The following is a 13,315-nucleotide window of genomic DNA, read 5'->3' as shown; positions in this document are numbered from 1 at the left end:
ACGCGCGCAAATGGGTAGCAGCTACCCAAATTCAGCCTTGTGCCGGCAGGATCGCGCGCAAATGGGCAGCAGCTATCCAAATCCGGCCTCATGCTGGCAAGAACGCGCGCAAATGGGTAGCAGCTACCCAAATTCAGCCTTGTGCCGGCAGGATCGCGCGCAAATGGGTAGCAGCTACCCAAATTCAGCCTCATGTCGGCCGGATCGCACGCAAATGGGCAGCAGCTACCCAAATCCGGCCTCATGCCGGCAAGAACGCGCGCAAATGGGTAGCAGCTACCCAAATCCAGTCTTATGTCGGCAGGATAACACGCAAATGGGTAGCAGCTACCCAAATCAACTTCCTTACCGCCTCCGACGACCAAGGGGTCCCCTTGCTTACTTCTCCAATCGAATCCGGTTCGTCTCCGCCGGAGGAATATACTCGATCGCGACGGTCCGCCCATCGCCATAATCGCGAGGAGGCCTATCCGCTTTGCCCCCCTTTGAAGGAGACGGCGAAGCCAGCGGTTTCTTCATCGCCGAATAAATGCGATAAACGAGCAGCCCGACGACGATCAAGCCGGTTGCGGCGTACATGGCGGCGATTCCGGCGTTCCGGGTGTCGGTTCCGAGCAGAATGCCGTGGGCCAGAGCCATTCCGTAGCCCGCGAACGCCAGGAAGTGAATGGCGCGCCAGAGCCTGCGTCCAAGCCGCTTCATCAGGTCGGAGCTGGCGATCAGAATCGCGGAGATATAAAGCGACAGCGTGCCGATCCCGTTCAGCCAGCGATGATCGTCGGAAGCGAACGGAACCGCCAGCTCGACTGCGGAGTACCCGACATACCGGTCGAACAGCAGCACCATGCCGTGCATCAGCCCGAACAGGAAGCCGAACCACCCCGCCCATTGATGGACGGCGAGGATGGCCGCCTGACTCTTTCTCCCGCTCAGCTTTCCGCTCATCAATAGACCTGCGGCCGTTGAGACGAAAAGCAGCAGATAGGAGGTTAGTCCGCCGGCTCGAGTCGTGATCCAGACCGAGAACAGCTCAGAAAGCTGCGACATGGGCGCCACCTCCCGCCAGCTCGCCGTAATCGCGGAGAGAGTCGCCGCCAAGCAGCCGTCCGTCCCGGGCGACGGCGATAAACCCGAGCTCCGGCTTGCGAGCCTTCAGCCACGGAATGCCGGCCTTGGAGCCTAGAATCAGCAGGCACTTGGCATAAACCTCCGCTTCCGTCAGCGTTGGAGCCAGCACGGTAACCTGAAGGAGATCCGTCTCAGCAGGCCGCATCGTGCGGGGATCGATCAGATGATGGTACGAGTTCTCCCGAGACCCCCAACGCCTTCTCATGATGCTGCTGGTGGCGATGCCGGCCGGCCGCGCAAGCTTCAATGCCGCCGTATTCCGTGCGTCGTCCAGAGGATCGGCTATCCCGATCTCCCATCCTTGCTTCGGCATTCCCCAGAGGACCATGTCCCCGCCGGCGTCGATGGCCCCCGCTGCGATTCCTTCCCGGCGAAGCATGGCGGCCAACTGCTCGGCGCTCCATCCCTTCGCGATCCCGCCGAGATCCAACGATACGTCAGGGTGCAGGCGAATGCTCATCATTCGCTTGTCCAGCACGACCGGCGCATCCGGCATGACGAACGTCCGCGCGTCTTCCTTTTCCAACGCGGGCTTCCCGGTACCGGCGAGAACATGCTCGATGCTGTCGGAGTACCCATGCGCAATAAGCGCTTTGCCCAGATAGGGATTGAACATGCCGTCTGTCTCCCGGTACTGCTTCTCGGCCGCGCTGACCGCTTGGAAGAGCAGCGCGGAGGCAAGGAATGGCCGTCCCTCGCTGCGATTCAGCGACGAAAGCTCGCTGGAAGGCAGGAATCGGCTCAGGTTTCTCTCGATGAAGTCGAACCAGGATTCGGCTTTGCGCTCGGAGAGGGACGACAGGCCGATCGTATGGAAGGTCGTGCTCATGGCTTTGAAAGTATGCATATCGGCGTCTCCTTTATCCTTTCGCGTTCAGGCGCGTTTTTTTATGATCCTCTCGTTCTCAGGCCGCCGCCGTCGGAATTGTCCGTGAAGCCTCCGTCGTTGCCGCTCCCGAATTCACTCCCGAACCCGCCACGTCCGTGCCGGCCTCCGGAATCGCTGCCCCACTGCTGCATCAGGCTGTCTTGATCGGATTGCTCGGGGGAAGGATTCACGCTCGAGGTCGCGGTCGCGTGCGCCGAGTCTTCCGTTCCCTGGGATAAATATCCGACAAGGACCGAGTACAAAGCCGCTCCGGACAAGCCCACGATCCATTTGATCCCTTTCTTATTGGCCATCGTATTCACCTCTTAATCCGAGTATGAGGCCCGAACCTTAGGGGCACTTGAGCGCAATCTGAAAATTGGCTTAAATAGTCGACTCCGCCAAGTATTCCTGGCAATCGTCAAGACCGATCTTGTCCACTTCTCATATATTGTGATTGAAGCAAAAGGTTTAAGGGGGGAGAGGGGATGCATCCTAATCTGGGTATTCTAAGCGTAACCTTTGGAGCGATAGTCGGGTTCACGTTCGGCCACTGGACGGAATCGTTAAGCTTCCTGCTCGTGATCATGGTCGTCGATTACGTGAGCGGCACGTTAGCTTCGCTTCGCGACGGGAAGGGGCTCAGCAGCAACGTCGGGTTCTGGGGCTTGGCCAAAAAAGGGCTCATGCTGCTGATCGTCATCGTGGCGCATCGAATCGACAAGGTGCTGGGAGCCGATGTGGCGATGAGCGGAGCCGTTTATTTCTATATCGTGAACGAGCTGCTGTCGGTCATCGAGAATTACGGGAGGCTGGGGCTTCCCCTGCCGGACAAACTTCGCTCGGCCATTCAGATCCTGAGGAACCGGGCGGGTACCGCTTCAAGCGGCCAACCGAAGGCGGCGGACGAGCCTGAATCGGGGGAAGCTGACGAGAAGAAAGACAAAGACTCTAAGAAATAAGCGATTTTCGTCCGCAGATGTTCATCAATTTGTCATATGTGAAAAAAAGTTGACGATCTCCCTACTGGAACAGTTGAGTTCAATTGTGTATTTTAGGTAAAATAAGAAAAGACATTTGAATGAATCAGGGGGAGCATCAATGTACAAGTGGACCATGCCTGTATTGATTGTCATCGCTTGCTTGTTCGGCGTCTATCTGCTTGCGGACGGTTTGCCCGAGAGACCGAAGGAAGAGAAGGTTGCCGAAGGCACGGAGCTGCTTAAGATCACGGCGACGAACTTCAACTTTAACGAAACGGAATATCACGTGAAGCCGAACACTCCGTACGTTCTTAGCTTCTCGAACTTGAACGGAACGAACCACGGCTTCGCGATTGCCGATCTGAATATCAACCTGACCAAGGACAGCCCGAAGGCGGAGTATACGTTCGACAAGCCGGGAGCGACCTATGAGATCCATTGTTCGATTATGTGCGGACAAGGCCACAAGGACATGATCGCTAAGATTATCGTAGACGCCGCTTAAAGCTCGCCCCGCGAAGAATAACGCAAAAAAAGGAGCCTCCCGGCTCCTTTTTAGCGTTGCGAGATCGAACGGTAAGTGCAGCGATGCGTTAAAAGACGGGGGATAATCGTTTCTAGGCGGCTCTCCGGCGTTTTCTCTGAACCCGGGCGATTCCCACATCGCAGAAATAGCCGATCAACGCCCAACTGGCAATGGTCAGCGCGTACATGAAATACACATTAACCTGATGAATATCGCCAAAAAGCTCGACGAACCAGATTGGAACGCTTAACATGAATAAGAAGATGTTGTGTGGATCGTATCCGGTGGAGTTGAACAAGCACAAAGCCACGGCGAAGAGCGTTAGCACCAATGTCACTTTATAGTTCATGCGTAGTCCCCCTGAGAGATGCATTTAATACGGATTTACCCGTCGGATCAGGCTTCATTGACCGTAGTATGCGCTTAGACATGGGGGCTCATGCGGCTCAGCGGCATCCGCCGATCCCAATCGAATGAAGAAGGAGAGATTGACGAATGATAACCCACATTGTCCTGTTCAAGCTTAAAGACCGCAGTCCGGAGAGCATCGAGCGCACGGCGCAGGTTCTTCGCAACCTGGAAGGCAAGATCGACGTCCTGCGAACCATCGAAGTCGGCATCGACGTGCTCCATTCCGAGCGGTCCTACGATATCGCCCTTACGACGACGTTCGATTCCCTGGATGGCCTTCGGGCTTATCAGGTTCATCCCGAGCATGTCAAGGTTATCGAACATATGAACGTGGCGAAGGAATCCTCCATTAGCGTCGATTACGAAAGCTAACAAGGAGGGCCGACATGAACTCAAACTCAACCGACTCCGGGGCCGGAGATCTGTACGAGATGATGACGTATCTCATCGTCATCATTATCAGCGCGATCATCATGGTCGCCTGGTTAAAACGCAAAGCGAAGCGCAAGCGTCGTAACGACGGAGGTTAAATCTATGTACTACGTGAATCGCGAGGGCATCGAACGACGACTCAGCTCCATACCCGATGTTGCCGATGCGCTTAACGCCCTGGCCGAATCCTGGACAGGCTCCCTGCTGGAGGGCCTGGCGCAAGAGCGGGCCCTGCATCTCGCCTTAGAGATCGTGACGGATGTCGGGAACTTCCTGATCGACGGTTTTATGATGAGGGACGCCAGCAGCTACGAGGACATCATCGAAGTGATCGCCGGAGAAGGCGTTATCTCGTCCGAGGATGAAGCGACGATCAAGACGCTGGTGCATCTTCGCGGACCGCTCGTTCAGGATTACGACAGATGGCCGCGCGGCGAGCTGCATCCGCTCACGGGAAGCCTGTCCGAGCTGCTGCTTCGCTTCGAGGCGGATATCCGAGAATATCTGCGCAAGGAGCTTGATCCTTGGGAGAAGTAAGCAGCGATTCTCTAAGTCGCTATGGCATCGCTCGCCGAACCCGGTTCGGCCTGCGGTGCTTTTTTGTTAACTTTGGGGATTTGTTCGGCGCGATTTACGTCCTGTCTATCTTCCGTTACAATAAAGAGATCATCAGGGGTTGACGCGTTCTCAAACGGAACGTTCATGTCCGTGAAGGGAGGGAGCCTCATGCCGCAAGCAGAAGAAGGGACGACGCGAAGTCAACTGGTCCAAATGCTTCGTACGCGAGGAAGCAGCAGCATTGCCGAGCTGGCGAGACCGCTCGGAATTACCGAGATGGCCGTACGCCGCCATATTCATTCGCTGGAGAAGGATGGGCTTGTCTCTTCGTCGCTGCTCAAGCAGGCGATGGGACGGCCTTCTTATCGATATCGATTAACGGAACGCGCGGACGAGCTGTTCCCCAAGAATTATCCCCATCTGACGCTGGAGCTGCTAGGGGAGCTGGAAGAGGTGTCCGGGGAGGCGATCATCGGACAGCTGTTCGAGGGTCGAAAGCGTAAGCTGGAGGCCAAGTATAAGGACCGGATGGAGAACAAGGGGCTCGAGGAGAAGGTTGCCGAGCTCGCGGGCATCCAGAATGCCGGAGGCTATATGGCGGAATGGGAAGCCGCCGGGGACGGCAGTTATCGGCTTCATGAATACAATTGCCCGATTGCCCAAGTGGCGAATCGGTACCGGGAAGCGTGCCGCTGCGAGAAGCGCCTGTTCGGCGATCTGCTGGACGCGGACGTGGAGCGGACCGAATGCCTCGCGGACGGCGGAATGCGCTGCACGTACTTGATTCGCGCGGCGAAGGGGTAGCAATCGGGAATGAGAAGGAGCGGTTTGCCGGCGGAGACGCCTGCGAGCCGCTTTTTTTGTTCTGCGGCTGTCCGCCTGATAATTTTAACCATTTTACCTGTCCGCTGTGTCAAGACAAGCCCAGTCTTCTTATACTGGATTAACCGCATGGGCGAATGTCCCGAATGCGTTCAGGATAGAGGAAGGGAGGTGCGCTGCATGGCATGGATGATCTTGGGCTATTCGGCGGCTGCGTTATGTTTGGCGGCGGCGGTGACGCTGGTTTTCGCTTTTGTCACGCTGCGCCGATCGCTTAGCCGTTGGGAGGAAGAGGCCGCTCGGCTAGGACGCGAAGCGGAAGCCGCGCTAGCGGAATGGCGGCAGCTCGGCAGTGAAGCGGCAGGCGCCGCCCGGCTTTGCCGGGAAGGGATGGAAGGATTGGAATCGCTCGCGCAAGGGGGGCGGGCGATTGGAGAGGCGGCTCGCGCCGCTGCCGGGGTCGCAGCGGACGCAGCGGTACGCTGGACGCAGAAGCTCTCCGATCAGCTTGCCGCGACGGAAGACAAACAGACGCGGCGGCTCGGCGAGACGCTCGATTGGATGGAGCTCGGAGTCTTCGCGTGGAATGCCTGGAATCAGCATTTCGGCAGCGCGCCGAACGGACACGGTCGTAAGTCGGGAGAGAATGCGGAACAGCATCGGCGATGACCGGAACGAGGACTCGGCGCCGAAGCCGGGTCGCGGCCACGCCGGAGAGGAGAAGATCATCGATGGCAGAGAAGAAAGTAGTGAAGTCCTTTCTGTGGGGAGCGCTTGCCGGGGCCGTTACGGGTGCCGTAACCGCTCTGCTGTTCGCGCCGAAGCCGGGCAAGGAGCTGCGCAAGGATATTGCGGATACCGCGCACACGGTAGGAGAGAAGACGGTTGAGCTCGGCAAGAAAGCGGGTTCCACCGCGCAATCCATCGTGAAGAAGTCGACGAATTGGGCGGTCGACATTCGTTCCAAGCTTGGCAGGAAGGCTGGAGAAGACGAAGCTCCAACCGAAGAAGAAGAGACGATCGCGCAATAAGAGAGCCGTTCTCTTAACGAATAAGCGACATTCGCTTGGAAGCCGTCCGCTCCCGCCGGACGGCTTCTGCGCGTTTGTTTGAACCCTGTCCGCATATACGCTAAGATGTAGGTACCTTTTGCAACTACGTCTCATAATGTATCATGTTCCGACATCACCTCATCTGAAGAAAGCGGTGTTCCCGTGCAGCAAGCGATCGCAGTCTTGGACTCCGGCGTGGGAGGACTGACTGTCGTCAGAGAAGTCATGCGCCAATTGCCCCGCGAGAAAATTCTATACTTCGGCGACACGGCCCGAACCCCCTATGGACCCAGGCCCGCAGAAGAGATTGTCCGTTTCACGCGAGAAATCGTCGATTATCTGACCCAATTCCAACCGAAGATGATCGTCATTGCCTGCAACACGGCAACGGCGGTCGCTCTTGAGGACATTCGAAGCCGGGTTCGCATCCCGGTCGTGGGCGTTATCAATCCCGGGGCTCGTGCGGCTATCGGAAGAACGAAATCAGGCAAGATAGGGGTCATCGGCACCGAGGGTACGATCAAGAGCGGGGCTTACGAACAAGCATTGCGCAGGTTGTCTCCTCATATCGAAGTCGTGAGCAAGGCTTGTCCTCATTTTGTCACGCTGGTGGAAGACGGCAATTTCCGTTCGGTCGAGACTTACGAGACCGTGAACAGCTCTCTGTTAAGCTTGCGGGCAAGTCCCATCGATTGCCTCATTCTCGGATGCACGCACTACCCGTTCTTGTCGGATTCCATCTCCGAGGTCATGGGACCGAGAGTGTCCCTTATCAGCTCGGCGGAGGAGACCGCAAGGGAGATCAGCACGATCCTGCATGAGAGCAATCAGTTGGCCGGCAACGACGAATCTCCGATCCACCAGTTCTTCTGCAGCGGGGATTCGAGAAAATTCCAGTTCATCGCGCAGGAATGGCTGGGCGAGCAGATTCGGTTGACTCCCGTCGTCTGGCAGGTTCCGCACATCGGCGCCTAAGAAGCCGTTTCGTTCCGTTTGAGGTTCGAGAGTGATCGAAACAAAGAGTCCTACATCATAAAAATGCGCAACGATGCCATCCCTGGGACATCTTCATGGGGTGGCATTTTGGCTTTCGGCCGCTCATAGGGTGAATACGAGCGCGATACGACGCGTTCCGTACCTTCATCCAAGAGAGGACGGTGGACCTTGTGGATACTCGCAGCTACGTCGTTCAGCAGGGAGACACGCCTCGCCGAATCGCTTCCCGTTTCGGCATTAGCTTGACGGCGCTAGGCGCCGCCAACCCGTACTCCATGTCGGGAGAAAGGCTGCTGCCGGGAGAAATCCTTCAGATCCCGGATGGCCCTATTCGCCGATATTCCGTGCAAGAAGGGGACAGTTGGGAGAGCATCGCCCGCAAGGCGGGGTGCACGGCGGCTCGGCTTCGGGAGCTGAATGCGTCCGTGACCGAGCTGATTTCCGGCGGGGAATGCATCCTGGCGCTTCCCCAAGGCGAGGATCGGATCGTCCGGTCCGAAGCGGAATACGGCTCGGGCCAGCTGGCGAAGGATATCGAGAAGCTGCGCCGGGAATATCCATTCGTCGTAACGAGCGTCATCGGCCAGAGCGTGCTCGGCAAGCCGATCCATGCGCTACGGATCGGAGACGGGCCGTTCCGGCTTCAAGCGAATGGCTCGGTACATGCCAATGAGTGGATCACCTCTCTGGCGTTGATGCGCTTCGCCGAGCAATATGCGAGAGCCTGCAAGCGACATGCGCCGATCGGCGGCATGCCGGCTTCCGAGCTGTACCGGGATTGTACGCTTTGGATCGTTCCGATGGTAAATCCCGACGGCGTCGACCTGACTCTGGAAGAACTGCAGCCTTCTCATCCGCTGTACAAGGAGCTGCTGCGGTGGAACCATGGCTCTACGCGGTTCACTCGCTGGAAAGCCAACGCAAGGGGAGTCGACCTGAACGATCAGTTCCCCGCTCATTGGGACGAAGAGAAGAAGCGCAGGGGGATTCGCGGACCGGCTCCGCGAGACTATTCCGGTTCGGCGCCGTTGTCCGAGCCGGAAGCATTGGCGTTAGCCCGGTTTACGGAGGAAACAGACTTCCATGCCGTTCTCTCCTTCCATACTCAAGGGGAAGAGATCTATTGGAACTACCGCGGCTTGGAGCCCGCATGCTCGCAAGCCTGGGCGGAGCAGCTCGGGCAAGCCTCCGGCTATCGCCCTGTTCGATTGGAAGGAAGCGATGCCGGCTTCAAGGATTGGTTCATCCAGCGTTTCCGCAGGCCCGGCTTCACGATCGAGCTTGGCTGGGGCCGCAATCCTCTGCCGCTCGAGTCCTTCGACGAGCTATATCCCGAGACGGTCAGCCTCCTCACGACCGCGATGGCTCTTGGGCCCTCCTCCGACAGATAGGCGCGGTTTGGACATCGCTTCGCGTCTGTTATACTTGGGGGAAGCACGTCTGACCGCTCATGCCGGCATGGCCCGGCGCGGGCCCCAGGCGCAACAAGGGAGGAAACAGCATGGCTAGACGCAACGGCGCCTCATGGCTTAGGCTTGGCATTCGACTGCCCGCGAGGGTATGGAGGGTGCTCAAGTCTCCCCGCGTTCTCGTTCGGGACAAGCTGCTGTTCATCGTGCCGGTCGTTCTCTATTGGATTCTTCCGGATCTGATGCCTTTTATGCCTATCGACGATATTGCGGTAACCATCGCGATAGCCGGATGGTACGCGGGGCGAATGGAGAGCAAGTACGGTCTTAAGACATAAGGAAGCGGCTTGCGGGTAGGGGGATGCGCGAGGATGTTCCCGTTCGCTCGAATCCTCCCTTGAGTTCCGTAACCGAAGTTATTACAATAGAACGAGAGCATCAAGAGACTAGCCGGAACGGCGGCGGGTCTACTAAATAGATTCGAGACAGGAGCGAGACCGAACATGAAGTGCAAAATTACACGCAACGCGGCGAAAGTGCTGCGCACCGAGATCGACAAGCCGGAGAACGCCGAGCTGAAGCTGCGCGTTTTCGTGACCCACGCCCACGGCGACCATGCCCACTACGGAATGGACCTGGACAAGCAGAAGGAAGGCGACGTCGTCGTCTCCACCGACAAGGGAATCGATGTTCTTCTGAAGGAAGGAGAAGACTTCCTCGACGGCATCATCATCGACTACCTGTACTTCCCGCAAGAAGGCTTCGTTATCACGAATCCGAGCAAAGGCAACCATGGCGAGCATTGAGGAACAGGCTAAGCCCCGCTCGGCCGTGAACGACATCCGGATCTGCGACCAGTGCAGGCATATTCGGATCAAGTCGCTTACGAGCAAGCTGCAAGCGGCGGCGCCGGGAACCGAGATCAAGGTCGCGTGCAAATCCTATTGCGGGCCGTGCAAGCGGACAGGCTTCGTCTTCGTGAACGGCCGCTATATCAAAGGCGCGACCGAAGACGAGCTGCTCGAGAAGATCAAACCATATATCAAAAAATAGAATCAAAACGCGCATCAAAAAAGGACGGTCAGGCCATAAAGCCTGACTGTCCTTTTTGTTTACTTCGCGGAAGCGGAAGAGGAAGCGATCGCGATGACCGTCGTCTTCGCATCCGGCTGAGCGACGTCGACGTTCCAGCCCATCTGCTTGAAGACGAAGCTGACCGGCACGAGCGCGGTTCCTCCGACTAGCTTCGGCGCATAAGCCATATCCACCTTCGAACCGTCTACGGTGGCGACCATCGCGTCGACGATCATCCGAACCTCATGGCCGTCCTTGCGCAGCGACACCGTCTTGGTCGGCTGATCCCAGCTGAGCTCGGCTCCAAGGGCGGCAGCCGCTTGCTTAACCGGCACGAGCAGCTCGTTGCCGCTATCGCCTTCGGCGAGAACGCGGTTCGTGAAGACCAGCGATTGGCCGTCCAGAGAGACGCTCACGTTGACCACATCGTTGTCCTTGTTCAGGATGGCGGTCTCGGCGTCCTTCTCGATCCGGTCGTTCAAGACGTCGATGTTGGCGTCCGTTACGCGGTAAGCGGCATCGTCTCGCCCGATCGCTTCGGCGATCCAGGTGTTGACGTCCTGCTTGTGGTGCGACAAGTCCTTGTAGAGGTCGAGGTCGTACGTCCATTCGCCCGCGGCCTGGAAGTCATACAGCTTGACGTTCGGGTACTGGGCGAACTGCTCGTACATCCACTTGCGCATCTCGATCTGATTCTCGAAGCGGCCGGGGTTCGTGTTGTACCAGACGACCTGTCTCAGCACGCTGTACGGCGGATAGTAGAAGTTGAATTCCACCTCCGGATGAGCTTTGACGAGCGACAGGATATTATTCTCGAAGCTTTTTTTGACCACTTCCAACGGCTCTTCGTTGAGGCCGAAGTATACTTCCCCTTCGTTGGCCGTCGCGTACGTCTTCGCCACTTTGGCTTTGCCGTACGTCACCATGCGGTTCCAGTTGTACAGATACTCCAGGTTCTGCTGCTTCATGCCTTTTCTCTTCGCCTTGATGTCGTTGATGAATTGCTCGTACACCGAGTAGTTGAAGAGATAAGGATAGTCGTTCCACAGCTTGTCGTCGTACATGTAATCCGGGAACTTGGAGCTCTCGTCGGCCGAATTGGACTTCAAGGAGAAGTAGTCGAGGCCCCAGAGAATCTTCTTGACCTTGCCGGTGCCCAAGGCGACCTTGGCCATCTTGTTATGCTCGTCGGCGGTGGAGCCTTCCATCGAGAGCTTCATCACGGTTCCGCCGAGCTCTTTGCCGACGACGGAGGGCAGGAAGTTCTCGGTCATGGACGTGCCGATGACGATCGTATCGTAATCCCAGTTCTTGGCCAGGCCCGGGTTCTGGTATCGTTCTTCCGTCGAGAAGCGCGGAGTGTACCAGGTAACCTTGTGGTAGAACTGGAGCGGGTCGATAATGACCGTAATCGAGACAACCGCCCCGGCGGCGAGGAAGGCGCAGAGCAGGAACCAGCCTACCATCCTTTTGGAGCGTTTTCTAAGCGATAAGCCGCGGCCTGTACGCGGAGCGGAGTTGGAGAGCGAAGTCATAATGAGCACACGACCGCCTTTCTAGAAATTGAAGTACAGGAACGTACTGATCCGGTTCAGGTACAGCAGGGAGATAATGAACAGCACGGCGATGAACAGAGCGATCCGAAGCCTCGGGCGCATCGATTCTTCCTTCTCCGAGGAGTTCTTGAGGAACAAGACGAACGGCAGGAAAATCACGATAAGCAGAATAGGAGTCGCGAGCGAGCGGACGTGATCGATTCCGACGCCGTTCAGGCCGACCATGCCCTTCAGGATGCGCATCGCCTGATGGAAGTCCTCCGCGCGGAAGAATACCCAGGTCGCATTGATGAACATGAACGTGATGAACCAAGCCAGCCACTTCGGCATCGGATGCCCTCTTCGCGACCAGATGCGCTGAACGGCTTGTCCGACGCCGTGCATGGCTCCCCACAGAATGAAGGTCCAGCCGGCTCCGTGCCACAGGCCGCCGAGCAGGAACGTGATGATCGTGTTGACGTTCGCTCTGGCGAAGCCTTTGCGGTTGCCTCCGAGCGGGATATAGATGTAGTCGCGCAGCCAACGGCTGAGCGTCATGTGCCAGCGTCTCCAGAAGTCGGTGATGCTGAGCGCCTTATACGGCGAGTTGAAGTTCTGCGGCAAGCGGATGTTGAACAGCAGCGCGATGCCGATCGCCATGTCCGTGTAGCCGCTGAAGTCGAAGTACAGCTGGAACGTATAGGACAGCGAGGCTACCCAGGATTCGGTGAAGGAGGAAGCCTTGGCGAAGCCGTCATTGGCGTACAGGGCGAAGGTATCGGCGATAACGACCTTCTTGAACAAGCCGATGCAGAAAATATAGACGCCCTTCGCGACGTTGGTCCAGTTCCATATCTTATTGCGCTTGCGGTCGAATTGCGGCATCATCTCGCCATGGTGCAGGATCGGGCCCGCGATCAGGTGAGGGAAGAAGGTGACGAACAGCGTATAGCTGATAAAATTGAATTCCTTCGCTTTGCCCTTGAAGGCGTCGACGAGGAAGGCGATCTGCGTAAAGGTGAAGAAGCTGATCCCGAGCGGAAGAATGATCTGCAGCGCCGAGTAGCTATGGCCGGTCAGCTTGTCGATGTTCTCCAGGAAGAAGTTCGCGTACTTGTAATAACCGAGAAGGCCAAGGTCGACGACAAGCCCGAAGATGAGCACCGCCCGGCGCTTGCCGGCGCTGCGGTCGGCCCACTTGGACAGCCACCATCCGATAAAGTAGTTGAAAACGATGGAACCGAGCATAAGCGGCAAGTATTTGACGTTCCAATAGCCGTAGAAGAACAAGGAAGCCAGGGCCAGCGAGGTCTTGGCCGCGACGGTCCAGCGAAGCCGGTTCAGGACGAAATAGACGATCAACGTAACGGGCAGGAACAAGAAGATGAATGGGTAGGAATTAAATAGCATGACGTCCCTCTTTCTTCCTTCGATGGTTTTGCTGCTCTAAAAACTATTATCTTCGACTTTAAGCGAGATTAAAATACAAAATTTGCACTCTATCCCTAAAGTCCCCTTAAG

Annotated in this window: 19 protein-coding genes; 13 read left to right on the top strand and 6 right to left on the bottom strand. The window is 57.1% G+C overall.

Annotation, left to right across the window (positions count from 1 at the left end; genetic code table 11):
- Nucleotides 1-378: 378 nt before the first annotated feature.
- From ELR57_RS04570 to ELR57_RS04560, 3 genes are read right to left on the bottom strand one after another with little or no spacing between them, the layout of a single operon-like run.
- Nucleotides 379-1,047 carry a ferric reductase-like transmembrane domain-containing protein gene (locus ELR57_RS04570; RefSeq protein WP_126957694.1) on the bottom strand — a complete coding sequence of 223 codons (669 nt, stop codon included), beginning with the start codon at nt 1,045-1,047 and terminating at the stop codon, nt 379-381.
- Nucleotides 1,031-1,975: an FAD:protein FMN transferase gene (locus ELR57_RS04565; protein ID WP_126957692.1), complete on the bottom strand. Its 945-nt coding sequence runs from the start codon at nt 1,973-1,975 to the stop codon at nt 1,031-1,033. The genes ELR57_RS04570 and ELR57_RS04565 overlap by 17 nt, the downstream gene beginning before the upstream one ends.
- Nucleotides 1,976-2,016: 41 nt before the next feature.
- Complete coding sequence (locus tag ELR57_RS04560; RefSeq protein WP_126957690.1) at nt 2,017-2,310, bottom strand: hypothetical protein; 294 nt, start codon at nt 2,308-2,310, stop codon at nt 2,017-2,019.
- 174 nt (nt 2,311-2,484) lie between these two features.
- Between ELR57_RS04560 and ELR57_RS04555 the strand changes: the two genes are divergently transcribed.
- Both ELR57_RS04555 and ELR57_RS04550 read left to right on the top strand, forming a co-directional pair.
- On the top strand, nt 2,485-2,958 hold the full coding sequence (locus ELR57_RS04555) for a phage holin family protein (protein ID WP_126957688.1): 474 nt from the start codon (nt 2,485-2,487) through the stop codon (nt 2,956-2,958).
- 139 nt (nt 2,959-3,097) lie between these two features.
- Complete coding sequence (locus tag ELR57_RS04550) at nt 3,098-3,484, top strand: cupredoxin domain-containing protein (RefSeq protein WP_126957686.1); 387 nt, start codon at nt 3,098-3,100, stop codon at nt 3,482-3,484.
- A gap of 112 nt (nt 3,485-3,596) precedes the next feature.
- Here ELR57_RS04550 and ELR57_RS04545 read toward each other — a convergent pair whose 3' ends face one another.
- Complete coding sequence (locus tag ELR57_RS04545) at nt 3,597-3,854, bottom strand: hypothetical protein (protein ID WP_126957684.1); 258 nt, start codon at nt 3,852-3,854, stop codon at nt 3,597-3,599.
- A gap of 146 nt (nt 3,855-4,000) precedes the next feature.
- Here ELR57_RS04545 and ELR57_RS04540 point away from each other — a divergent pair, with 146 nt between their 5' ends.
- The 11 genes from ELR57_RS04540 (at nt 4,001) to ELR57_RS04495 (ending at nt 10,238) form a co-directional block, all read left to right on the top strand.
- Nucleotides 4,001-4,288, top strand: a complete 288-nt coding sequence (locus tag ELR57_RS04540; protein ID WP_126957682.1) for a Dabb family protein — start codon at nt 4,001-4,003, stop codon at nt 4,286-4,288.
- A 14-nt stretch (nt 4,289-4,302) separates the two neighbouring features.
- On the top strand, nt 4,303-4,446 hold the full coding sequence (locus ELR57_RS28025) for a hypothetical protein (RefSeq protein WP_192896515.1): 144 nt from the start codon (nt 4,303-4,305) through the stop codon (nt 4,444-4,446).
- Between the two features lie 4 nt (nt 4,447-4,450).
- Nucleotides 4,451-4,885 carry a DUF86 domain-containing protein gene (locus tag ELR57_RS04535; RefSeq protein WP_126957680.1) on the top strand — a complete coding sequence of 145 codons (435 nt, stop codon included), beginning with the start codon at nt 4,451-4,453 and terminating at the stop codon, nt 4,883-4,885.
- A gap of 189 nt (nt 4,886-5,074) precedes the next feature.
- Nucleotides 5,075-5,710 (top strand): helix-turn-helix transcriptional regulator, encoded by a 636-nt coding sequence (locus ELR57_RS04530; protein ID WP_126957678.1) that lies wholly within the window; start codon nt 5,075-5,077, stop codon nt 5,708-5,710.
- 198 nt (nt 5,711-5,908) lie between these two features.
- Nucleotides 5,909-6,397, top strand: coding sequence for a hypothetical protein (locus ELR57_RS04525; RefSeq protein ID WP_126957676.1), 489 nt, complete (start codon nt 5,909-5,911; stop codon nt 6,395-6,397).
- Nucleotides 6,398-6,459: 62 nt separating this feature from the next.
- The gene (locus ELR57_RS28475; protein ID WP_126957674.1) at nt 6,460-6,759 is read left to right on the top strand and encodes a YtxH domain-containing protein; all 300 of its coding nucleotides are present in this window, start codon (nt 6,460-6,462) and stop codon (nt 6,757-6,759) included.
- 183 nt (nt 6,760-6,942) lie between these two features.
- Nucleotides 6,943-7,755, top strand: coding sequence for a glutamate racemase (gene racE, locus ELR57_RS04515; RefSeq protein WP_126957672.1), 813 nt, complete (start codon nt 6,943-6,945; stop codon nt 7,753-7,755).
- A 191-nt stretch (nt 7,756-7,946) separates the two neighbouring features.
- Nucleotides 7,947-9,167: a M14 family zinc carboxypeptidase gene (locus ELR57_RS04510; RefSeq protein WP_126957670.1), complete on the top strand. Its 1,221-nt coding sequence runs from the start codon at nt 7,947-7,949 to the stop codon at nt 9,165-9,167.
- A 110-nt stretch (nt 9,168-9,277) separates the two neighbouring features.
- A complete protein-coding gene (locus ELR57_RS04505) occupies nt 9,278-9,523 on the top strand; it encodes a hypothetical protein (protein WP_192896514.1) in 246 nt (81 codons plus the stop codon).
- Nucleotides 9,524-9,688: 165 nt separating this feature from the next.
- Entirely contained in the window at nt 9,689-9,991 is a 303-nt protein-coding gene (locus tag ELR57_RS04500) for an iron-sulfur cluster assembly accessory protein (protein WP_126957668.1), read from the top strand.
- The gene (locus tag ELR57_RS04495; protein WP_126957666.1) at nt 9,978-10,238 is read left to right on the top strand and encodes a YuzB family protein; all 261 of its coding nucleotides are present in this window, start codon (nt 9,978-9,980) and stop codon (nt 10,236-10,238) included. Before ELR57_RS04500 ends, ELR57_RS04495 begins: the two co-directional genes overlap by 14 nt.
- Nucleotides 10,239-10,297: 59 nt before the next feature.
- Here ELR57_RS04495 and ELR57_RS04490 read toward each other — a convergent pair whose 3' ends face one another.
- Together ELR57_RS04490 and ELR57_RS04485 are read right to left on the bottom strand one after the other, a co-directional pair.
- Complete coding sequence (locus ELR57_RS04490; protein WP_158629930.1) at nt 10,298-11,725, bottom strand: copper amine oxidase N-terminal domain-containing protein; 1,428 nt, start codon at nt 11,723-11,725, stop codon at nt 10,298-10,300.
- A 90-nt stretch (nt 11,726-11,815) separates the two neighbouring features.
- On the bottom strand, nt 11,816-13,204 hold the full coding sequence (locus ELR57_RS04485; protein ID WP_126957662.1) for an MBOAT family O-acyltransferase: 1,389 nt from the start codon (nt 13,202-13,204) through the stop codon (nt 11,816-11,818).
- Between the last annotated feature and the right edge of the window lie 111 nt (nt 13,205-13,315).

The sequence above is a fragment of the Cohnella sp. AR92 genome (genome assembly GCF_003990975.1).
GTDB lineage: Bacteria > Bacillota > Bacilli > Paenibacillales > Paenibacillaceae > Cohnella.
This window is presented reverse-complemented; position numbering and strand designations above follow the sequence as displayed.

Bases quoted from the DNA above. Each gene is read 5' to 3' on its own strand.
- ELR57_RS04530 (WP_126957678.1), top strand. From the start codon at position 5,075: ATGCCGCAAGCAGAAGAAGGGACGACGCGAAGTCAACTGGTCCAAATG.
- ELR57_RS04550 (WP_126957686.1), top strand. From the start codon at position 3,098: ATGTACAAGTGGACCATGCCTGTATTGATTGTCATCGCTTGCTTGTTC.
- ELR57_RS04565 (WP_126957692.1), bottom strand. From the start codon at position 1,975: ATGCATACTTTCAAAGCCATGAGCACGACCTTCCATACGATCGGCCTG.
- ELR57_RS04535 (WP_126957680.1), top strand. From the start codon at position 4,451: ATGTACTACGTGAATCGCGAGGGCATCGAACGACGACTCAGCTCCATA.
- ELR57_RS04555 (WP_126957688.1), top strand. From the start codon at position 2,485: ATGCATCCTAATCTGGGTATTCTAAGCGTAACCTTTGGAGCGATAGTC.
- ELR57_RS04495 (WP_126957666.1), top strand. From the start codon at position 9,978: ATGGCGAGCATTGAGGAACAGGCTAAGCCCCGCTCGGCCGTGAACGAC.
- ELR57_RS28475 (WP_126957674.1), top strand. From the start codon at position 6,460: ATGGCAGAGAAGAAAGTAGTGAAGTCCTTTCTGTGGGGAGCGCTTGCC.
- ELR57_RS04525 (WP_126957676.1), top strand. From the start codon at position 5,909: ATGGCATGGATGATCTTGGGCTATTCGGCGGCTGCGTTATGTTTGGCG.
- ELR57_RS04545 (WP_126957684.1), bottom strand. From the start codon at position 3,854: ATGAACTATAAAGTGACATTGGTGCTAACGCTCTTCGCCGTGGCTTTG.
- ELR57_RS04485 (WP_126957662.1), bottom strand. From the start codon at position 13,204: ATGCTATTTAATTCCTACCCATTCATCTTCTTGTTCCTGCCCGTTACG.
- ELR57_RS04540 (WP_126957682.1), top strand. From the start codon at position 4,001: ATGATAACCCACATTGTCCTGTTCAAGCTTAAAGACCGCAGTCCGGAG.
- ELR57_RS04570 (WP_126957694.1), bottom strand. From the start codon at position 1,047: ATGTCGCAGCTTTCTGAGCTGTTCTCGGTCTGGATCACGACTCGAGCC.
- ELR57_RS28025 (WP_192896515.1), top strand. From the start codon at position 4,303: ATGAACTCAAACTCAACCGACTCCGGGGCCGGAGATCTGTACGAGATG.
- ELR57_RS04500 (WP_126957668.1), top strand. From the start codon at position 9,689: ATGAAGTGCAAAATTACACGCAACGCGGCGAAAGTGCTGCGCACCGAG.
- ELR57_RS04505 (WP_192896514.1), top strand. From the start codon at position 9,278: ATGGCTAGACGCAACGGCGCCTCATGGCTTAGGCTTGGCATTCGACTG.
- ELR57_RS04560 (WP_126957690.1), bottom strand. From the start codon at position 2,310: ATGGCCAATAAGAAAGGGATCAAATGGATCGTGGGCTTGTCCGGAGCG.
- ELR57_RS04490 (WP_158629930.1), bottom strand. From the start codon at position 11,725: ATGGTAGGCTGGTTCCTGCTCTGCGCCTTCCTCGCCGCCGGGGCGGTT.